The 22,172-nt window shown below is 66.8% G+C and carries 20 protein-coding genes; 8 read left to right on the top strand and 12 right to left on the bottom strand.

Annotated features, from left to right (window positions below; all coding sequences use genetic code 11):
- Nucleotides 1-44: 44 nt before the first annotated feature.
- The 5 genes from PGN27_RS20300 (at nucleotide 45) to PGN27_RS20280 (ending at nucleotide 6,066) form a co-directional block, all read left to right on the top strand.
- Complete coding sequence (locus PGN27_RS20300) at nucleotides 45-374, top strand: hypothetical protein (protein WP_335327725.1); 330 nt, start codon at nucleotides 45-47, stop codon at nucleotides 372-374.
- Between the two features lie 84 nt (nucleotides 375-458).
- Complete coding sequence (locus tag PGN27_RS20295) at nucleotides 459-2,084, top strand: S53 family peptidase (protein WP_335327724.1); 1,626 nt, start codon at nucleotides 459-461, stop codon at nucleotides 2,082-2,084.
- Nucleotides 2,084-4,015 carry a zinc ribbon domain-containing protein gene (locus tag PGN27_RS20290; RefSeq protein WP_335327723.1) on the top strand — a complete coding sequence of 644 codons (1,932 nt, stop codon included), beginning with the start codon at nucleotides 2,084-2,086 and terminating at the stop codon, nucleotides 4,013-4,015. The genes PGN27_RS20295 and PGN27_RS20290 overlap by 1 nt, the downstream gene beginning before the upstream one ends.
- Nucleotides 4,016-4,096: 81 nt before the next feature.
- Nucleotides 4,097-5,080: an alpha/beta hydrolase gene (locus PGN27_RS20285; RefSeq protein WP_335327722.1), complete on the top strand. Its 984-nt coding sequence runs from the start codon at nucleotides 4,097-4,099 to the stop codon at nucleotides 5,078-5,080.
- A gap of 53 nt (nucleotides 5,081-5,133) precedes the next feature.
- Nucleotides 5,134-6,066 (top strand): MerR family transcriptional regulator, encoded by a 933-nt coding sequence (locus tag PGN27_RS20280; protein WP_335327721.1) that lies wholly within the window; start codon nucleotides 5,134-5,136, stop codon nucleotides 6,064-6,066.
- 1 nt (nucleotide 6,067) lies between these two features.
- Here PGN27_RS20280 and PGN27_RS20275 read toward each other — a convergent pair whose 3' ends face one another.
- From PGN27_RS20275 to PGN27_RS20255, 5 genes are read right to left on the bottom strand one after another with little or no spacing between them, the layout of a single operon-like run.
- On the bottom strand, nucleotides 6,068-6,871 hold the full coding sequence (locus tag PGN27_RS20275; protein WP_335327720.1) for an HAD family hydrolase: 804 nt from the start codon (nucleotides 6,869-6,871) through the stop codon (nucleotides 6,068-6,070).
- Nucleotides 6,872-6,929: 58 nt separating this feature from the next.
- On the bottom strand, nucleotides 6,930-8,489 hold the full coding sequence (gene guaA, locus PGN27_RS20270) for a glutamine-hydrolyzing GMP synthase (protein WP_030134617.1): 1,560 nt from the start codon (nucleotides 8,487-8,489) through the stop codon (nucleotides 6,930-6,932).
- 16 nt (nucleotides 8,490-8,505) lie between these two features.
- Nucleotides 8,506-9,141 carry a uracil phosphoribosyltransferase gene (gene upp / locus PGN27_RS20265; protein WP_335327719.1) on the bottom strand — a complete coding sequence of 212 codons (636 nt, stop codon included), beginning with the start codon at nucleotides 9,139-9,141 and terminating at the stop codon, nucleotides 8,506-8,508.
- Nucleotides 9,142-9,158: 17 nt separating this feature from the next.
- Entirely contained in the window at nucleotides 9,159-10,355 is a 1,197-nt protein-coding gene (locus PGN27_RS20260) for a URC4/urg3 family protein (RefSeq protein WP_335327718.1), read from the bottom strand.
- On the bottom strand, nucleotides 10,352-11,626 hold the full coding sequence (locus PGN27_RS20255; RefSeq protein WP_335327717.1) for a GTP cyclohydrolase II: 1,275 nt from the start codon (nucleotides 11,624-11,626) through the stop codon (nucleotides 10,352-10,354). The genes PGN27_RS20260 and PGN27_RS20255 overlap by 4 nt, the downstream gene beginning before the upstream one ends.
- Nucleotides 11,627-11,870: 244 nt before the next feature.
- Between PGN27_RS20255 and PGN27_RS20250 the strand changes: the two genes are divergently transcribed.
- Nucleotides 11,871-13,247 (top strand): catalase, encoded by a 1,377-nt coding sequence (locus PGN27_RS20250; RefSeq protein WP_418888661.1) that lies wholly within the window; start codon nucleotides 11,871-11,873, stop codon nucleotides 13,245-13,247.
- An 80-nt stretch (nucleotides 13,248-13,327) separates the two neighbouring features.
- Here PGN27_RS20250 and PGN27_RS20245 read toward each other — a convergent pair whose 3' ends face one another.
- The 3 genes from PGN27_RS20245 to guaB all read right to left on the bottom strand — a co-directional run bounded on the left by PGN27_RS20245 (nucleotide 13,328) and on the right by guaB (nucleotide 17,899).
- Nucleotides 13,328-15,073 carry a GMC oxidoreductase gene (locus PGN27_RS20245; RefSeq protein WP_335327715.1) on the bottom strand — a complete coding sequence of 582 codons (1,746 nt, stop codon included), beginning with the start codon at nucleotides 15,071-15,073 and terminating at the stop codon, nucleotides 13,328-13,330.
- A gap of 102 nt (nucleotides 15,074-15,175) precedes the next feature.
- Complete coding sequence (locus PGN27_RS20240) at nucleotides 15,176-16,324, bottom strand: GuaB3 family IMP dehydrogenase-related protein (RefSeq protein WP_335327714.1); 1,149 nt, start codon at nucleotides 16,322-16,324, stop codon at nucleotides 15,176-15,178.
- A 33-nt stretch (nucleotides 16,325-16,357) separates the two neighbouring features.
- Complete coding sequence (gene guaB / locus PGN27_RS20235; protein ID WP_335327713.1) at nucleotides 16,358-17,899, bottom strand: IMP dehydrogenase; 1,542 nt, start codon at nucleotides 17,897-17,899, stop codon at nucleotides 16,358-16,360.
- A 134-nt stretch (nucleotides 17,900-18,033) separates the two neighbouring features.
- Here guaB and PGN27_RS20230 point away from each other — a divergent pair, with 134 nt between their 5' ends.
- Entirely contained in the window at nucleotides 18,034-18,438 is a 405-nt protein-coding gene (locus tag PGN27_RS20230; protein ID WP_030134599.1) for a DUF5319 domain-containing protein, read from the top strand.
- Between the two features lie 7 nt (nucleotides 18,439-18,445).
- Here PGN27_RS20230 and PGN27_RS20225 read toward each other — a convergent pair whose 3' ends face one another.
- The 3 genes from PGN27_RS20225 to PGN27_RS20215 form a co-directional block, all read right to left on the bottom strand.
- The gene (locus tag PGN27_RS20225; RefSeq protein ID WP_335327712.1) at nucleotides 18,446-19,624 is read right to left on the bottom strand and encodes an anti-sigma-D factor RsdA; all 1,179 of its coding nucleotides are present in this window, start codon (nucleotides 19,622-19,624) and stop codon (nucleotides 18,446-18,448) included.
- On the bottom strand, nucleotides 19,617-20,195 hold the full coding sequence (locus PGN27_RS20220) for a sigma-70 family RNA polymerase sigma factor (protein ID WP_335327711.1): 579 nt from the start codon (nucleotides 20,193-20,195) through the stop codon (nucleotides 19,617-19,619). The genes PGN27_RS20225 and PGN27_RS20220 overlap by 8 nt, the downstream gene beginning before the upstream one ends.
- Before the next feature lie 88 nt (nucleotides 20,196-20,283).
- On the bottom strand, nucleotides 20,284-21,078 hold the full coding sequence (locus PGN27_RS20215) for a hypothetical protein (protein ID WP_335327710.1): 795 nt from the start codon (nucleotides 21,076-21,078) through the stop codon (nucleotides 20,284-20,286).
- Between the two features lie 388 nt (nucleotides 21,079-21,466).
- Here PGN27_RS20215 and PGN27_RS20210 point away from each other — a divergent pair, with 388 nt between their 5' ends.
- Complete coding sequence (locus tag PGN27_RS20210; protein WP_335327709.1) at nucleotides 21,467-21,757, top strand: WhiB family transcriptional regulator; 291 nt, start codon at nucleotides 21,467-21,469, stop codon at nucleotides 21,755-21,757.
- Between the two features lie 6 nt (nucleotides 21,758-21,763).
- Here the strand turns inward: PGN27_RS20210 and PGN27_RS20205 are convergent, their stop codons facing one another.
- Nucleotides 21,764-22,162: a VOC family protein gene (locus tag PGN27_RS20205; RefSeq protein WP_335327708.1), complete on the bottom strand. Its 399-nt coding sequence runs from the start codon at nucleotides 22,160-22,162 to the stop codon at nucleotides 21,764-21,766.
- Nucleotides 22,163-22,172: the final 10 nt, after the last annotated feature.

Genomic DNA, 22,172 nt, shown 5'->3' with positions numbered 1-22,172 from the left:
ATACCGCCGTTGCGTTACAGTTTCTGCCACCAGATCCCGACGGAATGGGACTGCTGCACACGGTTTTCGCGGACCACGCGCCGACCGAGGATCCACCCGATGGAAAAGGAAAAGGACCGAAAGAAATGGCATCAACGCTTCTGAGTCGCAAGGTTTCGGCTGCGATTGGTGGTGCCGCCATCTTCGCGATGATCGGCTTCACCGCCGCGTGCAGCAGCGATAGCGACAAGCCTGCGGAAGAAACCACCACCACGACGACGACCACGACGTCGGAGCCCACCGTGGCGCCGACCGAGAAGTCGGTCAACCCCGGCGTCACCGTCTTCACCCCGCCGCCGACGGCACCGCAGTTCGATCCCAATTACCACGACTGACCCACTCACGACGACAAGCGGGTCCAGATTTTTCTGGACCCGCTTGTCTGTTGAGAACCAACTTTTAGCGAGCACACTTCAACCATGACCATTCGGGCTGCTCTCTCGGTTCGCTCGCTGACCGCGCTGGCCCTGGCCGGCACGTTCGTCCTCGGCGCGACCCTGGTCCTGGACCACCGGCACGCCGGGAACAACCGGATCGACGGCCCCATCGAGGGCCCCTATGCCTCGCTGCTGGAGGCCTCGACCGATCTCGGGCCGGCCCGTGAACAGCACATCGAGTTCACCGCCAGCCTCACCGACGACGCCGAACCGGACGCGTTCATCGACTGGGCTGCCGCCCGGGCCCTCGACGTCCAGTGGCGCCCCGGTGACGACTGGGCGATCGTCACGGGTGCGCCGGGCGACGTGGAACGCGCCTTCGACGTGTCCGTGCGCGACTACCGCGGCCGCCGCGGCCAGCAGTTCTATGCCTCCCCGCAGCAACCGCTGGTGCCCGACCACCTGCGCCACGAGGTCGCCGAGATCGGCCGCATCCTCAGCTACACCCCACACAAGATGTCGCGCCCCGATCACATCCCGCTCGACGTCCCTGCCCAGGGCCTGACACCGGCCGCGCTGCTGAACACCTACAACGCAGACGATCTCGCCGCCGACGGGTTCACCGGCAAGGGAATCACCATTGTCATCTTCGCCTTCGACGGATTCAATCAATCCGATCTCGACAAATTCAGTTCTGCATTCGAATTACCGCAATTCACGCCGGAGATCGTCGGTGGAATGCCCGGTGAAACGCGCGGCGAATTGTCCATGGACCTACAAGTCGCGCACGCAATTGCTCCCGACGCCCGCAAGGTTGTGGTCAATGCCCACCCGACCGTCCAGGGTGGCGGCGGTTACCGCAAGATCGGCGAGATGCTCGAAGACACCGATCGCCGATTCCCCGGCGCGGTCTGGAGTTTCTCCATCGGTTGGGGTTGCGACAAGCTGATAACCGCCGCGGACGTCGCCCCGGTGCGTTCGGCACTGCGCGCGGCGCAATCGCGGGGCACGACCGCCTTCAATGCCAGCGGTGATCTGGCCGGCATGGAATGCCGTGGCGGACAGGACTGGTCCTCCCCACCGAGCGCCCAGGACATCGGCCTCGACTCGATCGCCTCCCTTCCCGAGATGACCAGTGTCGGCGGCACCACGCTGTCCACCGATGCTCAGGGCCAATGGATCTCCGAGCAGACCTGGTTCGACGTTCCGCTGTCCCAGGGCACCGGCGGCGGGGTCTCGAATCTCTTCGATCTGCCGCCCTGGCAGCGCAGCGCAGTCGGACTCATCGCACCGGAACGTGATATCGGCCGCCGGATGACGCCCGACGTCGCCGCCGTGGCCGATCCGTTCACGGGAGTCAAGATCGTGCTCAACGGTCAGTTCGTCACCGGTGGTGGCACCTCGCAGTCGGCGCCCATCTGGGCCGGACTGACCGCGGTGATGAACCAATGGCTGCTCGAACACGACGGCCAGCTGATCGGTGATATCAACCCACTGCTCTATCGAATCGCCCAGGGCGCACCCCGACCCGCGTTCCGCGACATCACCCTCGGCGGTAACGCCGTCGACGTCGCGGGACCCGGCTATGACCTGGTCACCGGTTTGGGCAGCCCCGATGTCGACAATCTGGTCCGCAATCTCCAACTCGCACAGAAAGTTCAGGCCTGATGACCGCTACCGCACCCGCGCCGGGGATGGTGGAGTGTCGGGTCTGCCGGGTCGACGTACCGGCCGGTGAATACTGCGGGCTGTGCGGCGTCCCGCTCGCCGAACACCGCAGCGGTGAAGGTCCGCACTGGTTGCGCGCGCGCACTTTCAGCGCGGCACCCGGACAGTCCCTATTGGCCCCCGCACTCACGAGTTCGCTGTTCCCCCACCTCTCCCCGCGGGCACGCCGGGTGTTCCTGATGGGGTTCGCGCTGCTTGCCGTCGCCCTCACCGCGGCCACCCTGCTGCGCATGCCCGCCGCACTGATCACGGTGGCCTCCCTCGGGCTGCCACTGCTGTTCGGTCTGTACATCCGCGAATCCGGGGTGTCCCGTGACATCCCGCGGTCATCGCTCGTGCTCACCGCCGTGCTGGGCATCGGCCTCGGCGTCGGGTGGGTGTTGCTCACCGGCGCCGCGGTCGCCCGCGCCTACGGTGTGCCGCTCGGGGCCGGTGTCGCCGGGGCGCGGATCCTGCGCGACGGCATGGGAATTCCGCTCGGCAGCATGTTGCTCATGCTGGCTCCCGCGGTGGCTGTCCGGCTGTCCTGGCGGGGTGACCGGGAATCCTTGGACGGCTACGCCATCGGGGCGCTGGGTGCCGTCACGTTCACCGCCGCGGCCACCCTGTCCCGGCTGGCGCCTCAGTTCAGCACCGGCATGATCAACCGTTCCCGGCCGTTGGACGGGTTACTGGTCGAAGCCGGCATCCGCGGTATCGCGATGCCCCTGACCGCGGCCGCGGTCGGCGGGTTGATCGGCATCGCGTTGTGGTTCACCAGGCCACCGAGCAAGGTCACCAAACACCGCGGCGTGGTCCGCGGAATCCTGGTCCTGTTCGCGGTCGTCGTCATCGTCATCTACCTGTCGCTCGGCCTGGTCGACGTCGCGCGCGTCCCCCAGTTCTTGCAATTGGCAGGCCACCTCACGCTCTCCGCGCTCGCGCTGTTCGCCCTGCGAATCGGATTGCAACTCGCGCTTCTCAACGAAGCCCAGGACGAGATCCGCCCCGACGAGCCGATTCTGTGCACCGAATGCAATCACGTCGTGCCGGACGCACCGTTCTGCGCCCGGTGCGGTGCGGCCATGCACGCATCCTCGCGTCGCTCGCGCCGGACCCGCCGCGAGGAACGGCCGATCAGGCTCGAGGAGAAGCCCGCCGACGGCGAGATCGTGGTGGGGCTGATGCCCGGATACTCGCTCTACACAGGCGAGTTCACGGTCACCGAACCGCCCAAGACGTCGTTCCGCAACGTGTCGTTGATCCTCGGCACGGTCATCGTGGTCGTCGCCGCGGGCCTTGTGGGTCTGTCCGGGCTGATCACCGAACCCGCGGCCCGCTATGCCTGTCCGCCCGATTGCGGCAGTCCGCCGATGGGCCGGGGGGTGGAGATCAACCCGAGGTTCACCGCCGCCGACGGATCGTTCTCGGTGTCTTACCCGGTCGAAAATGCGGCCTACCGGGTCACCAAGAATCCGAACGGGATCACCGCAGTGCTGCAGGCCGGCGACGGCGGCACCATGCAGTTGTTCAGTGAACCGGCCGCCGGGCGCGGACCCAAGACCATCGCGGTCGATCTGGTGAACAAGACCTTCCCGGACACCCAGTCCGCCTACGAGATCCCCAACACGATGGTCGGGTACCAGCTCGGTTACGGGATGGCCGCCGATTACTGGCCGCAGGGCGCGATGAGCAGTTCAGCCAGGATGCGCATCATCGTCATGGTCGCGGTCAAGAACGATCTCGCGTTGGTCGCCGGTGCCATCGGCCCGTATCGCGCATTCGGCCCGGACTTCGGGTCCGGTAAGCCGTCGGCCGCGAATCTGCAGCTCGCCTTGGACATGGGCAAGTACGTCAACAGTTTCAGCTGGCGCGGCGATCCTCCCCGATAGCCGCCCCGGCTCGATCTTGACATTGACAAATGTCACCAATAGGCGGTGTACTCGTCGGACATTCCCACCACGGAGGTCCGGATGCCCGACCACGCTCTTCCCGCCCGCGGCTCGCTGCGGTCCCGTAGTGCGGCAACCGTCAGCAGCCTGACGATTCGGCAGATCAGCGCGGTTCTCCCGCCCGAACAGCCGTGGGGGCTGTGGGCGTCACGTCAGATCATCGCCGGTGTCATGAATGCCTTCGGACCGTCGCTGCACGGTGTCCAGATCGAACCCGTAGACCTCCGAATGGCCGACGGTCGCCGGGTGGTCGGTGAGTGGGTGCGCAGCACTTCGGCAGCCGATCGCACCCCGGGCCAGGCGATCTATTACGTGCACGGAAGCGGCTTCGCGCTGTGCTCCCCGCGCACCCACCGTCGACTGACCGGCTGGCTGTCCCGACTGACCGGCCTGCCGGTGTTCTGCGTCGACTATCGGCTGGCACCGAAGTACCGCTTTCCCACCGCCGCCGACGATGTGCGCGCGGGATGGGACTGGCTGTGCACCGAGGGCGGATTCCAGCACGACCAGATGGTGATCGCCGGGGACTCCGCAGGTGGTCACCTGACCGTCGACATGCTGCTCCGGGCGGATGTGCCACATCCGGCGGCCATGGTGCTGCTCTCGCCACTACTCGACCTGACCTTTGCTTTGGCGCGAGCCAGGGAGGCGCTACGCGACGACCCGGCGATCCGTGCCGCCGATGCCGCCCGCCTGATCAACCTGTATTGCATCGGTGCGGACATGACCGACGCACGGTTGACTCTCGATGTGGCGGGCGGCCGGCCGATGCCGCCCTCGCTGATCCAGGCCGGCGGCGCCGAGATGTTGCAATCCGACGCTCGCACCCTGGTTGCCGATATCCGGGCTGCCGGTGGTACCGGCGAATTGCAGATATGGCCCGACCAGGTGCACGTCTTCCAGGCCCTGCCGAAGATCGCGCCCGAGGCGATACCGGCCATGCGCACCATCTCCGCATTCATCGCCGAGGCCCTGCAACGAAACGCGATCCGCGCCGTCGGCTGAGGCTGAGAGTATCTTCGACTGATGCGGGATGTCCGATTCATGACGGCGATCTCATGACGGGACCCAAAACCCCGCGACAGTCCGCAGGCGCGATCTCGACGATTCTGCTCGGTCTGCGCCGCGCACCCCGCCAGATCCGGCGCAGTTCCCGCGATGTCGTCGAGAACGCGGTGACTCAGCTCTTCGATGCTGCGGTCCAACCGCACGGCGTCGCGGCATCCGGCGAGTACCGGATCGAGGAGCTGGCCCAGCTCGCCGGAACCACCACCCGCAACATCCGGGTCTACCGTGACCGCGGGCTGCTCCACCCGCCACTGCGGGTCGGCAGGATCGCGCTTTTCAACGACACCCATCTGACCCGATTGCGGTTGATCACCTCACTTCTGGATCGCGGCTACAACATCGCACACGTGCACGAGATGCTCTCCGCGTGGGAGCAGGGCAAGGGTGTGGGCGAGCTGCTCGGTCTGGAATCGGCGATTGCCGGCAGCTGGGCCGCCGAGAAGCCGGAGCGGATGAGCTTGTCCGACGCGCGCCACCTCGTCGACGACGACACCGGCTTCGACCGCATGGTCGACCTCGGAATCATCAAGATCGAGGATGCCGACCCGGGACACGACGAAAAAGTGGCGATCATCGTGCGTCCCAAGCTGATCGAGACATTCAACGAACTGCGCCAGTACGGCGTGGCGCCGACAAAACTCATCGGACTTCATGAGCAGATTGCCCCGCTGGTCGACCAGATCAGCGCAATCCTGGTTCAGGCGGGGATCGAGGAGGTGCTGCACCGAGTCAACCCCGGTGCGGCGCTGCCTCCGGACACCGAGATCGCCGAACTGCTGACCACCCTGGTGCGGTTTCGCACCCAAGCCGTCTCCGCGGTCTCCTCGACGCTCTCGTTCTCCATCGAGTCGACGATCGAGTCGGCGGTCGGACAAATTCTCGCCGACCTGATCGAGAAAGAAGCCGAGCAGCAGTCCGACTAGCTCAACCGGTGACCACCAGCTCGTGGTCGCCCGCGCTCCACGCCTGCTCGAACACATCGGTACTGACCTGTTCGCCACGCGTGTCGTCACCACCGCTGTCGCCCAGATAGACGATGTCGTTCGGAACATCCACTGCCGCAACGGTGATCAGGTGACCGCAGCCGGTCCGATCTCCCTCGTTGTCCCAGATGATTTTCGAGTTCACGCACACGATCGCCTGCCGGTCGTCGTTGAGATAATCCAGCAGCGCGTCCATGCCGGTGTCCAGTCCACCCTCGGCAGCAACCGAATCGTTGGTGTAGTCGGCCTCGATCCCGAAGTGATTAAGGAGCAACAGCAGGTCGGTCGTACAGGTGCCATGCCCCATGCCGCCGTCGCTCGGATCGAAACTCTCGTCATAGACCGGCTCGCCGGGACTGCACTCGCTGGGTGTGGCCGCCGCCAGGTCGATCATCTCCCGCTCCGAGGGCGGATTGCCGTTGACCTCGCCGATCACCATCCGGGTGGCCATCAGCCCGCAATCGCCCTGGGACTGCTGAACCCAGTACCGGCTCGCGGCCTCGGGATCCCCGTACACACCGTCCGGCGGGTCGGGTTTGGCCTCCGGTTCCGGTGCCTGCTCCTGTTGCTTGATGCGCACCGGCACCGGACGGGTAGCACCCGCGCTACAGCCCGAATGCGATTCCGCCACAACAGAACTGGCGGGTGACGCCGTCGGCTCGTCGACCTTCTTCGAGCAACCGGCCCCGAGCAGTGCCAATAACGCAAGGGCGACCGTCCCGTGACGAACCGAATTATTGATCATGACGGCAAATTAGCAGATCCGCGTTCGCCGGCACGGACGTTTCAGGCGCCCAGAGCGATCACTCCCACTCGATGGTGCCCGGCGGCTTGCTCGTGACGTCGAGCACCACCCGGTTGACCTCGGGCACCTCGTTGGTGATCCGCGTCGAAATACGTTCCAGCACTTCGTAGGGCACCCGCGTCCAATCGGCGGTCATGGCGTCCTCGCTGGACACCGGACGCAGCACGATGGGGTGACCGTAGGTGCGTCCGTCGCCCTGCACACCGACCGACCGTACATCGGCGAGCAGCACCACCGGGCACTGCCAGATCTGGTGGTCCAGTCCGGCCGAGGTCAGCTCCTCGCGGGCGATGGCATCGGCCCGGCGCAACGTGTCCAGCCGCTCGGCGGTCACCTCACCGACGATGCGGATTCCGAGTCCCGGGCCCGGGAAGGGTTGCCGCGCAACGATGTCCTCGGGCAGACCCAGCTCGCGACCGACCGCGCGCACCTCGTCCTTGAACAGCAGCCGCAACGGCTCGACGAGGGTGAACTTCAGATCGTCGGGCAGCCCGCCGACGTTGTGATGGCTCTTGATGTTCGCGGTGCCGGAGCCGCCACCGGACTCGACGACATCGGGATAGAGCGTGCCCTGCACAAGGAAGTCGACCTCGCCGCCGGACACGTCGACCGCATCGCGGACCGCACCCTCGAACGCCCGGATGAACTCCCGGCCGATGATCTTGCGCTTGCCCTCGGGGTTGGTCACCCCGCTCAAAGCCTCCAGGAACCGGTCGGCCACGTCGACGGTGACCAGCTTGGCGCCGGTGGCGGCGACGAAATCGCGCTGCACCTGTGCGCGCTCCCCGGAACGCAGCAGTCCGTGGTCGACGAACACACAGGTCAAGCGGTCACCGATGGCCCGCTGCACCAGCGCGGCGGCGACGGCAGAGTCCACCCCGCCGGACAGACCACAGATGGCGCGGCCGTCACCGACCTGCTCACGCACCTGCGCCACGAGCTGGTCGGCGATGTTGGCCGGGGTCCAGCTGGCCCCGATTCCGGCGAACTCGTGCAGGAACCGGCTCAGGACCTGCTGCCCGTGCGGCGAATGCAACACCTCGGGGTGGTACTGGACGCCGGCCAGCCGCCGTGCCCGGTTCTCGAAGGCCGCGACCGGGGCTCCCGAGCTGGCCGCCACCACATCGAATCCCTCCGGCGCCTCGGTGACGGCGTCACCGTGGCTCATCCAGACCGGCTGGATCCCGGGGAGTTCGGAATGCAGTTCTCCGCCGGTGACTTTGAGCTCCGTGCGGCCGTACTCGCTGGTGCCGGTGTGTGCCACCGTGCCGCCGAGCGCCTGGGCCATGGCCTGGAAGCCGTAGCAGATACCGAAGACCGGCAAGTCCAGATCGAACAACGCGGGGTCCAGCCGAGGCGCGCCTTCGGCATAGACGCTGGCCGGCCCGCCGGAAAGCACGATCGCCTGCGGGTTGCGCGCCTTGATCTCCTCGACGGTCGCGGTATGCGGGATCACCTCGGAGAACACCCGCGCCTCGCGAACCCGTCGCGCGATCAGCTGGGCATACTGCGCACCGAAGTCGATGACGAGCACCGGACGTACTGAGGCTGATTCCACCCGGACAGTCTAGTGCTCAGGTCCCGAACAGCCGGTCCCCGGCATCGCCCAGGCCCGGAACGATATAGCCGTGTTCGTCGAGTTGACGGTCGATGGCCGCGGTGTAGACCGGGATGTCCGGGTGCGCTCCGTGCAGCGCGGCCAGCCCTTCCGGGCAGGTGAGCAGGCACACGAACTTGACCGAACGCGGGCTGTGCTCCTTGAGCCGGTCGATCGCGGCGATTGCGGTGTGACCGGTGGCCAGCATCGGATCGACCACGACGACATCGCGTTCGCGCAGGTCGTCGGGGACCTTGAAGTAATACTCGACGGCGACGTGGGTCTTCGGGTCACGGTAGAGGCCGATATGGCCGACCCGGGCGCTCGGCACGAGGCTCAGCATGCCGTCCAGGATTCCGCCGCCGGCCCGCAGGATGGAGACGAACACCAGCTTCTTGCCGTCGATCACGCTCGCGGTCATGGTCTCCAGCGGCGTCTCGATCTGCTCGGGGTGTAGCGGGATGTCACGCAACACCTCGTAGGCCATCAGCGCCGACACCTCACTGACCAGCCGCCGGAAACTGTTGGTGGAGACGTCCTTCTGGCGCAGCGTGTTCAGCTTGTGGGTGACCAGCGGGTGGTCGATCACATGCACCTGGGAGGGCAGGGTCATCGACGCTCCTTTCGTTCTCAGAAGACGGTGCCGTCACTGCTGACGGTCAACGGTGGCAGCCCGCCGCGCAACCGCTGCGCCAGCTCGCGGCCGGCGGCCCAGGTGCCGCCCTCCAACACGCACGCCAGCGGCAGCCGGTCCGCCCCGAGTCCGAGCCGGGCGCGCACCAGGTCGGCCACCTCGTCGAGCAGCGCCACGGTCAGGGCCCGCCATTCGACCACCAACTCATCGGCCGGTGTCCAGGTCTGCGATGCCCAGTCCGGGTCGCGCAGCATCAGCACACCGGTGTCCAGCAACAGGCCACCGTTGCGGTACTCGGGCAGTCCGGTCAGCGCGTCGATACCGGTCACCTCGACCCCGGACCATTCGAACGGTTCCAGCAGCGAGTAGGCCAGCCACTGGGAGAGTTTGTGGAAGGGCATCCAGCCGGCGGTCGCCTCGGGACCCGGGACCGCGCTGTGCCGCCAACAGTCCCCGAGCGGTTCACCGTCGATGGTGTTGTCGGCGGGCCAGATTCGCGACAGTGTGGCCAGCAAGATGGTCAGGATGTCGTGCGCGGCGATCGTCGGCGCCGCCGCATCGGTGATCAACAGGTCGTACAGTCCGCCGGGGCGTCCGGGCTCACCGAATGCTCCTGGTTGGTCGGCCAGGGCGGCTCCGAGTCGGCGCAGCACGTCGACGCGGCCGTCGAAGCCGACCAGCGGATTGGTCGGGCCCACCTGCATCGCGGTGGCCAACGCGTCGGCATCCAGCCCGATCAGACCTGCCGCGTCGGCCTGCAGCGGCCGGGCCGGGTCCGAGGAGAAGACCCCCGCGGTGAACGCGTGCCAACTGGCGACGCCCAGCCCCTCGGAGCGGCCGAACTCTCGGCCGTCCTCGCGATAGCGCCAGTCGGGCCCGGCCCCCGCGTCGAGCAGGACGCTCACCACCGCCAGATCGATCATCGCGCGGGCTCGTCCGGCCGCGTCGAGGCCGTCGACATCCAGGGTGCGGCGCACGCCACCGGCTTCGAAGTGCCGCCACCGACTGTGGAACGGGATGTCCAGATCAGGGAAGCGGCGCAGCGTCAGATCGACGACCTCGGCGGCCGCACCCGGCAGCGCCTCGTCGTGCACGGTGAACCACGCTGAGTGGCCGGCGCGGGCGCGAGCCAGCAGATGCCCGGCCCTGGCGCGGATCTCGGCGGTGCTGCGCAAGGTCTGCGCCGGATTCACACCAGCCCCCGACCGATCGTCCTCTTCAGGTCGTCGGCATCGGGCACCGGGCCAGGGGTGAAGTAACCGGCGGCCATCTTGGCGTCGATCTCGACGCGGGCGTCGGCCGGGATCAGGTCGTCGGGAATGTTGACCCGCTCCCCCACGCTGATCCCTGATCCGGTGATCGCGTCGTATTTCATGTTGCTCATCGAGACCAGGCGGTGGATGCGGGTGATGCCCAGCCAGTGCAGGACATCGGGCATGAGCTCCTGGAATCGCATATCTTGCACGCCCGCAACGCATTCGGTACGCGCGAAGTACTGGTCTGCGGTATCGCCGCCCTCCTGACGTTTGCGCGCGTTGTAGACCAGGAATTTGGTGACCTCACCGAGGGCACGGCCCTCCTTGCGCGAGTAGGCCACCAACCCGACGCCGCCGCGCTGCGTTCCCGCGATGCACTCCTCAATGGCGTGCGTGAGGTAGGGCCGGCAGGTGCAGATATCGGAGCCGAACACGTCGGAGCCGTTGCATTCGTCGTGCACCCGCGCGGTGAGCTCGACCGTCGGATCGGCGAGATGTCGCGGGTCACCGAATATGTAGACCGTCTGCCCGCCGATCGGGGGCAGGAACACCTCCAGATCGCCGCGGGTGACCAGTTCGGGATACATCCCGCCGGTCTCCTCGAACAACGCGCGCCGCAGCGCGGCCTCGGTGCACCCGAATCGGGCCGCGACTCCCGGCAGATACCAGACCGGCTCGACGGCGACCTTCGTCACCACCGCGGCACCACCGTCGAGCAGCACCGTTCCGTCCGGGACAAGCCTGCCCTTCTGCATCGCCTCGGCGACCTCGGGCAGCATCACGTGAGCCTTGGTGACCGCGATGGTCGGCCGGATGTCGTGGTCGGCGGCCAGTTGGTCGGCGAACACGTCGGCCACTGCCGCACCCCAGGGATCGAGGCTGACGATCGCCTCGGGGTTCTGCCACTGCGGATAGGGGCCGATGACATCGGTCGGCGCGGTGTTGGTGAGGTCGGCGCGATGCTGCGGGGACAACGCCCCGGCAGCCACGGCCAGTGCCCGGTAGACACCATAGGAACCGCTGTGGGTACCGATGACATTGCGGTGCGCACGGTTGCCTGTGGTGCCGACGATCGGTCCGCGTTCGGCGGCCGTGGGTGCCCCCCACCTGACGGGTGGCGCCAGCGGTCCGCCGCTGTGAGATGTCAATCGGATGTGGCGCGCGCCGGTGCGATCCGTTCCCACGTCGACTCCTTCGCAGAACACCATGGCGCACGAGACTGCTTTGTCCCTCGCATCGTATCAGCGCAGCAGCCGATGCACCGGGTACGCGAATACCGCACTCTGACAACGTCATTCGGCGCAAATCGGACTGTGGTGTCAATATCTCGCTGGCGGGGTACCCGCACCGGACGCCTGTAGCCATGCGCGAGAGGAACACCCGGTGACCGACACCCAGCCCAAGCCCACCACCACCGATGCCGGAATTCCCGTACCCAGCGACGAGCATTCCATGACCATCGGTCCGAACGGACCGATCCTGCTCCAGGACCACTACCTGATCGAGCAGATGGCCAACTTCAACCGAGAACGCATCCCGGAGCGCCAACCCCATGCCAAGGGCGGTGGTGCGTTCGGCCACTTCGAGGTCACAGGAGATGTCAGCGCCTACACCAAGGCCGCGTTCCTGCAACCCGGTGTGAAGACCGAGACGCTGGCCCGGTTCTCGACCGTCGCGGGCGAGCGCGGCAGCCCGGACACCTGGCGCGACCCCCGCGGGTTCGCCGTGAAGTTCTACACCCAAGACGGCAACTTCGACTTGGTCGGCAACAACACCCCGGTGTTCTTCATCCGCGACCCACTCAAGTTCCAGCACTTCATCCGGTCCCAGAAGCGGCGCGCCGCCAACAACCTGCGCGACCACGACATGCAGTGGGACTTCTGGACCCTGTCGCCGGAATCCGCGCATCAGGTGACCTGGCTGATGGGCGACCGCGGCATCCCGCGCACCTGGCGACACATGAACGGATACTCCAGCCACACGTACAGCTGGATCAACGCCGCGGGAGAGATCTTCTGGGTCAAGTACCACTTCAAGTCCGATCAGGGCATCGAGTTCTACACCCAGGACGAGGGCGACGAGATGGCCGGCAAGGACGGCGATGCCCACCAGCGCGACCTCTTCGACGCGATCGAGCGCGGCGAGTTCCCCAGCTGGACTCTCAAGATGCAGATCATGCCGTTCGAGGACGCCAAGGACTATCGGTTCAACCCGTTCGACCTGACCAAGGTGTGGCCACATTCCGACTATCCCCTGATCGACGTCGGCAAGCTGACCCTGAACCGCAACGTCACCGACTACCACACGGAGATGGAGCAGGCGGCCTTCGAACCCAACAACGCGGTGCCCGGCACCGGACTGAGCCCGGACAAGATGCTGCTGGCGCGGGACTTCGCCTATGCCGATGCCCACCGGCACCGGCTGGGAGTGAACTACAAGCAGATCCCGGTGAACTCGCCGAAGACCGAGGTGCACAGCTATTCCAAGGATGGCGCGATGCGGGTCACGAACGTCACCGACCCGGTGTATGCGCCGAACTCCTACAGCGGTCCGGCGGCCGATCCGGCCCGCACGGCCGAACCGCTCTGGCATGCCGACGGCGATATGGTGCGCGCCGCATACAGCCTGCACGCCGAGGACGACGACTGGGGTCAGGCCGGGACGCTCGTGCGCGATGTGCTCGATGACGCGGCACGCGATCGTCTGGTGTCCAACATCGCCGGGCATCTGTCCGACGGGGTGTCCGAGCCGGTGCTGCAACGCGCGTTCGAGTACTGGCGCAATGTCGACAAGGATCTCGGCGACCGCGTGGAGGCGGCCGTCAAGTAGCTGCGTTCACCACCGCGACGGTGCGCTCAGATCGAGAAATCCGTGAGGACCTCGATCTGAGCGCACCGTCGCGTGCGGGTCTATGCCGAAGGTGACAGCTTGGACACCGGTTCGATGGGCAGCCGTCGCAGTCCGGCGGGCGCCTCGACCGGGACGACGGGCTTGACCGGCTCGATGGGGTCCAGCCGCTGATAGGGCTCACCCTGGGCTGGCCGCAAGTCGTCCTCGCCCTTGTTGGGCCACAGCGAAGCAGCCCGTTCGGCCTGCGCGGTGATCGACAACGACGGATTGACTCCCAGGTTCGCCGAGATCGCCGCACCGTCGGTGACGTAGAGCGTCGGATAGTTGTACACCCGGTGGTAGGGGTCGATGACGCCGTGCTCGGGGCTGTCGCCGATCGCCGCGCCGCCGAGGAAGTGCGCGGTCAGCGGGATGTTGAACAGCTCGCCCCAGGTGCCACCGGCAACCCCGTCGATCTTCTCGGCGATCCGTCGGGTCACCTCGTTGCCCGCGGGAATCCAGGTCGGGTTGGGCAGACCGTGGCCCTGCTTGCTGTCGAGCATGCGGTAGCCGAACCAGGTCTTGCGGCTGAAGGTGGTGATCGAGTTGTCCAGATGCTGCATGACCAGCGCGATCATCGTGCGCTCACTCCACTTACGCGGGTTGAGCAGGCGCAGCGTGCCGCGACGGTCGTTACGCGCGGTTTCCAGCAGCTGCTTCCACCGCGGCACATCGGTGCCCTCGGGCCCGGTGCCATCTGTCATCAGCGTCTGCAACAGACCCATCGCATTCGAGCCCTTGCCGTACCGGCAGGGTTCGACGTGCGTGTCGGCGGTCGGATGGATCGACGAGGTGATCGCCACGCCATGGGTGAGGTCGAGATCTTCACCGACGGTGAGTCGTCCGGCGCCGACGATGGACTCGGAGTTGGTACGGGTGAGCACGCCGAGCCGATCGGACAAGCGAGGCAGCTTCCCCTTGTCGCGCATCCGGAACAACAGCTTCTGGGTGCCGTAGGTGCCCGCCGCAAGGATAAGGTGGTTGGCGGTGAAGGTCTTCTTCCGCCGGCGCAACTTGCCCCCGGTGCGCACGGTGTGCACCTCCCAGACGCCGTCGGGGCGCTGGGAGAATTCGCGCACCGAGGTGAGGGGATGCACCTGCGCGCCCGCCCGCTCGGCCAACCCGAGATAGTTCTTGAGCAGGGTGTTCTTGGCGCCGTGCCGGCAGCCCGTCATGCACTCGCCGCACTCGATGCAGCCGGTGCGGGCCGGGCCGACCCCGCCGAAGTACGGGTCGGGCACGGTCTTGCCGGGTGTCTTCTCACCGTTCTCGCCGAAGAACACCCCGACCGGCGTGGGTACGAAGGTGTCCCCGACGCCCATGTCCTCGGCGACCTCCTTCATGATCCGGTCGGCGTCGGTGAAGGTGGGGTTGGTGACCACGCCGAGCATGCGCTTGGCCTGGTCGTAATGCGGCATCAACTCCGACTGCCAGTCGGTGATGTCCTTCCACTGCGGGTCGTTGAAGAACGGCGCCGGCGGGACATAGAGCGTATTGGCGTAGTTCAGCGATCCGCCGCCGACACCCGCACCCGCCAGGATCATGACGTTGCGCAGCAGGTGGATGCGCTGGATGCCGTACATGCCGAACTGCGGCGCCCAGAGGAACTTACGCAGGTTCCAGGAGGTCTTCGCGAAGTCCTCATCGGCGAATCGTCGGCCGGCTTCGAGTACCCCGACCCGATAGCCCTTTTCGGTGAGGCGCAGCGCGCTGACGCTGCCGCCGAATCCCGAACCGATGATCAAGACGTCATAGTCAGGCTTCATCCGACCATTATGGGCCTACCGACGGGTAACTAGCTAGACAGGGACGCCTAACTTGTAAAGAGATTGTGGTTCCGCGATCCTGTCCGCCCGCCGCCCGATCGACTATGCGTCGACGGTCAGGCCGACCTTCTGGAATTCCTTGAGGTCGCAGTAGCCCGCCTTGGCCATCGAACGGCGCAGGCCGCCGACGAGATTGAGCGAGCCGAACGGATCATCCGACGGGCCGGTGAGCACCTTCGACAGTGACGGACGTTCCCCCAGCCCGACCTGCAGGAGTGCTCCGCGCGGCAAGGACGGATGGGCCGCAGCCGACGGCCAGAACCAGCCACCGCCCTGGGCCTCCTCGGCGACCGCCAACGGGGTGCCCAGCACCACCGCGTCGGCGCCACAGGCGATCGCCTTCGCCAGGTCACCGGAAGTGTGGATATCGCCGTCGGCCAGCACGTGCACATAGCGGCCGCCGGTCTCGTCGAGATACTCGCGCCGGGCGGCCGCGGCATCCGCGATCGCGGTCGCCATCGGCACACTGATGCCGAGCACCTCATCTGAGGTGGTGACCCCCGAGGTCGACCCGTACCCGACGATAACGCCGGCAGCTCCGGTGCGCATCAGGTGCAGGGCGGTGCGGTGATCGAGCACGCCACCGGCCACCACGGGGACGTCGAGTTCGGAAATGAAGGTCTTGAGGTTGAGCGGTTCGCCGGCTCCGTCGTGATCCTTGGCGACGCGCTCGGCCGAGATGATGGTGCCCTGGATGACGAGCAGATCCAGACCGGCGGCCACCAGCGAGGGCGTCAGCGCGGCAGCGTTCTGCGGACTGACCCGCACGGCGGTGGTCACCCCGGACTCCCGGATGCGCGCGACCGCGGCGCCCAACAACTCGGGGTCCAACGGTGCGGCGTGCAGTTCTTGGAGCAGACGGATCGCGGCGGATTCATCGGATGCGCCGGCCGCAACATCGGTGACCTGGGCGATCTTGGCCTCGACGTCGGCGTGCCGACCGATGAGGCCCTCACCGTTGAGCACGCCGAGACCGCCCAGCTTGCCCATCTCGATGGCGAACTCGACCGACACCAACGCGTCGGTCGGATGTGCGACGACGGGGATCTCGAACCGGTAGGCGTCGAGCTGCCAGGCCGTCGAGACATCCTTGGAGGACCGGGTGCGCCGGGACGGGACGATGTTGATGTCGTCGAGTTCATAGGTGCGGCGGGCGGTTCTGCCCATGCCGATTTCAACCATGTCACGCATGTGGAAAGCCCCTTTCGGGCCTGATCGGGCGCCTTATCTGGCGTAGTAGTTCGGGGCTTCGACAGTCATCGTGATGTCGTGCGGGTGGCTCTCTTTGAGCCCCGCCGCGGTGATCTGCACGAACTGCGCCTGCTGGAGATGCTCGATGGTGTCCGATCCCGTGTACCCCATGGCGGCCCGCAACCCGCCGGTCAGCTGATGGATCACCGTGGACAGCGGCCCACGGAACGGCACCCGGCCCTCGATGCCCTCGGGAACGAGCTTGTCCTCGGAGAGCACGTCGTCCTGGAAGTAGCGGTCCTTGGAGAAGCTCTTCTGCGGTCCACGGGTCTGCATGGCGCCCAGCGAGCCCATCCCGCGGTAGCTCTTGAACTGCTTGCCGTTGACCAGGATCAGCTCACCGGGGGCCTCGGCGGTGCCTGCCAGCAGCGAGCCCAGCATCGCGGTGGAGGCCCCCGCGGCAAGCGCCTTGGCGATGTCACCGGAGTACTGCAGGCCACCGTCGGCGATGACGGGCACACCCTTGCGGGAGCAGGCGGCGACAGCTTCCAGAATGGCGGTGATCTGGGGTGCACCGACGCCGGCCACGACGCGCGTCGTGCAGATCGAGCCGGGGCCGACACCGACCTTGACCGCGTCGGCGCCCGCATCGCACAGCGCGGCGGCGGCGGCCCGGGTCGCGACGTTGCCGCCGACCACGTCGACACGCTCACCGACGGCGGCCTTGAGCCGGCTCACCATGTCGAGCACCAGCCGGTTGTGCGCGTGCGCGGTGTCGACGATCAGCACGTCGACACCGGCGTCGGCCAGCGTCATGGCGCGCGTCCAGGCATCGTCACCGATGCCGACGGCCGCACCGACGAGCAACCGCCCGTCGCTGTCCTTGGTCGAGAGCGGGAACTGCTCGGTCTTGACGAAATCCTTGACGGTGATCAGTCCGGTCAGCTTGCCGTTGCCGTCGACGATCGGCAGCTTCTCGATCTTGTGCCTGCGCAGCAGGCCCAGCGCGGCCTCGGCCGAGACCCCGGCGTGGGCGGTGATCAGCGGCGCCTTGGTCATCACCTCCGACACCGGCTTGGACTGGTCCACCTCGAACCGCATGTCTCGGTTGGTGATGATCCCGACGAGTGCACCTGCGGAATCGACCACGGGCAAACCGGAGATGCGGAAGCGGGCGCACATGGCGTCGACCTCGGCGAGAGTGTTCTCCGGGGAGCACGTCACGGGGTCGGTGACCATTCCTGCCTCGGACCGCTTGACGGTCTCGACCTGCCCGGCTTGTTCGGCGATCGACAGGTTGCGGTGCAGCACGCCCATACCGCCGGCCCGCGCCATCGCGATGGCCATCCGCGATTCGGTGACGGTGTCCATGGCCGAGCTGACCAGCGGCACCCGCAACCGGATGCGCTTGGTGAGCTGGCTGGACGTGTCGACGTTGGCGGGCACGACATCGGATGCGGCCGGCAACAGCAGTACGTCATCGAAGGTGAGGCCCAGCATCGCGATCTTGGTCGGATCGTCGCCGCCGGTAGGGACCGGTAAGGCGAGCGGGACGCTGCTTTCAGCGATCGACATGGGTGGAGCCTCCACTAGCAACAGTCGTGAATCTAAGAGGCCATCCTATCGGCAATGACCTCCAGGCTCGGCCCGGGCGCGGCACGCCGTGCAACCGGTGGCGCGAAGCCAGCGCGGCTGCGTAGGCTAGATCCGTGCGTGATGACCTCCCGCCGGGCCTGCCACCTGACCCGTTCGCCGATGACCCGTCCGATCCCTCGGCGGCTCTTGATGCGATCGAGCCCGGTCTTCCACTCGACCCGCAGGAGCGCAGCGCCGTAGAAGCCGATCTCGCCGATCTGGCGGTCTACGAAGCACTGTTGGCGCACAAGGGTATTCGCGGCCTGGTGGTCTGCTGTGACGATTGCCAGCAGGATCACTATCACGATTGGGACATGCTGCGCGCCAACCTGCTGCAGCTGTTGGTCGACGGCACCGTCCGCCCGCACGAGCCCGCCTACGATCCCGAGCCGGACGCCTACGTCACCTGGGACTACTGCCGCGGTTACGCCGACGCCTCGCTGAACGAGGCGACGACGGAGCCCGACGGCTTCCGCTGAACTGCGGTTATTCGCCCTCGCCGACCGGCACCGTTGTGGTGGTCGTCACTACCGCCGAGGTTGACTGCTCGACTTCCGTGGTGGCCGCCGGTGCCGTTGTCGCCGGCGCCTCCTGCTGCGGCTCGGGTGCGGCGCTCGTCGCCGGCGGCGCCACCGTGGTGCTGGTGGTGGTAACCGTCGTCCGCGTGCTGGTGGTCGGTGCCACCGTGGTCGTTGTTGGTGCAGTCGTCGACGGCGCAGAGGACGACGATGGTGCGCTGGTGGTCGCGGCAGTAGTCGTCGGAGCAGTCGTGGCAGGCGCAGTCGTCGTCGGTGCAGTCGTCGTCGCCGCGGTGGTGGCCGGCTCGGACGTGCTCCCCTCGACCGGACTCGTCGTGGCCGGGCTCGTCTCGGTGGCACTGGTACCGGACGGGCTGGTCTCGGAGGTTGTCACGGTGGTCGTTTCGGAGGTGGTGGTCGTGGCCAGCACCTCAGGACCCGGAGTGGTCGTCACGGTGAGGGTCTCCTCGATCACCGGTACCGGCAACAGGGTCAGCGGCGACGGCGGCAGGACCGGCATCGGCTCACCTGGCGGTGGCAGCGTGGCGGCCGGGTCCTGCGCAACGACCTTGTAGGTCAAGGCATTCCACTGCTCGATCAGATCCTGCTTCTGTTCGACCGGGCCGACGCTCTGCACCGTCGATGACAGCGCGGCAAGCTTGTCCTGGGCCTGATCCCACTGGCCTCTGTCGACGAGCTGCTGCACCTGCGCTAACTCGGTCTGGGCGGCCAGCACCACGGCATCGTCGCGGGTGGCGCGCTCTTCACCGAAGATCATGGTGCGGATGCCATACAGTCCGTCACCGGGGCCGGCGGCGAACACCGCGGTGCCGAAGCCGCCGAGACAGAGCACCGCGGCGGCGGCGGAGCCCACCACGGCCAACCCGAAGCGATTCCGGCCCCTCGGCCGGTTGGTGGCATCGACCAGCGCGGCGGTCGCCTGCGACGGTGACACGACATGGTCCATCGGCACCTGCCGGACCTCGTCGCGCCAGCCGGACAACAGAGCGGCCAGTTCGGCGTCACCGCGGTCGGTGGAATACACCGGTTGCTCGCCGGCGAGCGCGTCCAGGAACCGGTCGGCGCGGTTGATGTCGTTGAGCGAGGGGTCACCGCCGTTGGCGGTCCAGCGACCGAAATCAGGCATATTCTTCCCCTCCTCCCGAAATCTCTGTTTTGAGCTTGGCCAGTGCGCGGTGCTGGGCGACCCGCACCGCACCGGGTGTGGAGCCGACCGCCTCTGCTGTCTCCTCCGCGCTCATCCCGACCACCACACGCAGGATCAGGATCTCGCGCTGCTTCTCGGGCAGGATGGCCAGCAGTTTCTCCATCCGAGCCGATGCGTCGGCGTCGAGGGCGAGCTGTTCGGGCCCGGCCTCACCGGAGAATCGCTCCGGCACGTTGTCGGTCGGCTCGGCGCGATTGCGCGCCGACGCCCGGTGCGCATCGGCGAGCTTGTGCGCCGCAATGCCGTACACAAAGGCCAGGAACGGTCGTCCCTGATCTCTGTAACGCGGCAACGCCGTGATGGCGGCCAAGCACACCTCCTGCGCAATGTCGTCTGCGGACAGACCACTCCGTTCAGCGGACCCGATCCGGGCCCGGCAGTACCGGACGATGATCGGGCGGATGGTCTCCAAGACCACCCTGAGAGCGTCCCTGTCCCCCGCCACAGCATCAGCGACGACTTCATCGAGACGTTCTCCCGAAATGGTCATCGTGGGTGATCTCTCCAGCGTTACGGATGGGACGCAGCCGGGCGGGTGCGCCACACAAACATTAACGATCGCAAGCGGGTGGAACGGTTCAGTGGCGCGACCACACGCCGCCGCGGTTTCGGATGGTCTCCGCGGCCAGGTCCCGCGCGGCCGCGATGTCGGCGGCTGATCCGCCCGCGCTACCGATGTCGGCGAGCAGGCAACCGACCGCCCAATGCAGCGGGACCAGCCCGAACTCGGCAGTGAGTGCGAAGACGGAATCGGCGACGCGTCGTGCCGCGCTCAGGTCACCGGTGCAACACAGTGCGGCCGCCAGCACCACCTGCGATTTGGCGCGGTGTCGCACCGACCCGAGCGTGTCGGCCTCGTGCACCGCCCGTTCGGCATGGTCGATCGAAGCTGGGCCGTCGGCGCTCACCATCGCCAACTCGGCGGATACCCAGTGTCGACGCACGGATTGTCGGGGTACGCCGGAATCACCGGCGGCGCGCTGCAACAGCCGTGCCGAGGCTGCCAGCCTGCCGACGCCGAGGGCATCGGCCGCCAACCCGACCATCGCGTCGGCGCGCGCCTGCAGGTCGGGCCCGGCCGACACCAGTGCGCGACCGTCCCACCGGCGTGCCGTGCGGTGCCCGCCGAGCTGCCGCAGAAAGGACGCCCGCGTGCTGTAGGCCAATGCGGTCGTCGGCTCGTCGCGACCTTGCCTGATGATCTCGTCGAGTTCGGCGAAGGCGATCCCGTAATAGCCCTGGCCACCGGCGGCGACCGCGCGCAACCATCGCTGGTGTGAATTCTGCGCCTGTGGCAGCGGCCAGAGCTGCGGTTGAGCACCGAAGGCTGCGTCCGCCAGCAGCGCGGAAGGGGTGGTTGTCGGGGTCGCCATCGCCTTCGGACGCTATCAATGCGGGCAAAAACGTGACCAATTCGACCTTGGTTAACACTTGATGGTCACCACGTTACGAACAGATCAACCGGGTTCGCGGTGCGAAATCAGCCGATTTGACGCGAGCAGGGAAAACCGCGCCGCCAGGCACGATGAACCCGGCCGCGAAGCACTCTTTGGATTGCCCGCAAGTGAACATGATGAACGTGACGTAAATTCGCACCCTGCAGTTATGCGTTTACGCGGTGAGGTCGCCTATTGACGATTTTTCTCCCGCGCTTCTACCTTGTGTTCACGAGCAGTCATCGGCGACACGGACTCGGTTCAACTCCGCAACTCACGTACTCGCGTGGGTCTGCGAAATGGGTTCGAAGAGAGAGGTTTTGACATGCCACAGCCGCAGCAACTGCCCGGACCCAACGCCGACATCTGGGATTGGCAGATGAAGGGCCACTGCCGAGGCGTCGACTCCTCGATGTTCTTCCACCCCGATGGCGAACGCGGCCGGGCCCGCGCGCAGCGCGAGATGCGGGCCAAGGAACTGTGCCGCACCTGCCCGGTGATCGCACAGTGCCGCTCGCACGCACTGGCCGTCGGCGAACCCTATGGAATCTGGGGCGGCCTTTCCGAATCCGAGCGGGAGTTGCTGCTCAAGCGCGGGATGCGCCGGTCTGCCTGAGCCGGCTCAGAACACCGGCCGCGGCACCAGGACCACCCGCCACCCGTCGGGGTCGGCGAACGTCAGCGCACCCACACCCGTCCAATACGGGTTCTCTGGCTCCACAGGTTCGTGGCCGTAGGCCCCCAATCGCTCCACGATGTCGTACATCTCCGCTTCGGAGTGGAAGTACAGCACCAGAAGATTGTCCGTTGTCGGTGCGGGACAAGGGCTTCCATCGGCGTGTGCGGTGAACTCCAGATGCTGATCGGTGCCGGGCAGACCCAGCATGACGCCGTCGTAGCCGGCGTGATTCTCGAACCGGTACAGCACGGGCAGACCGAGGTGCTCGGCATAGAACTGCTCGACCTCGGCGAGTCGGTCGGTGGGACGGGCGAATCGAATCTGAGCGATGGGCAGTGACATGCCAGCAGTG

The sequence above is a fragment of the Mycolicibacterium neoaurum genome (assembly GCF_036946495.1).
GTDB classification, from domain to species: Bacteria; Actinomycetota; Actinomycetes; order Mycobacteriales; family Mycobacteriaceae; genus Mycobacterium; species Mycobacterium neoaurum_B.
Note: the sequence above shows the minus strand (reverse complement) of the source record. Positions and strands in the feature narration are given on the sequence as shown.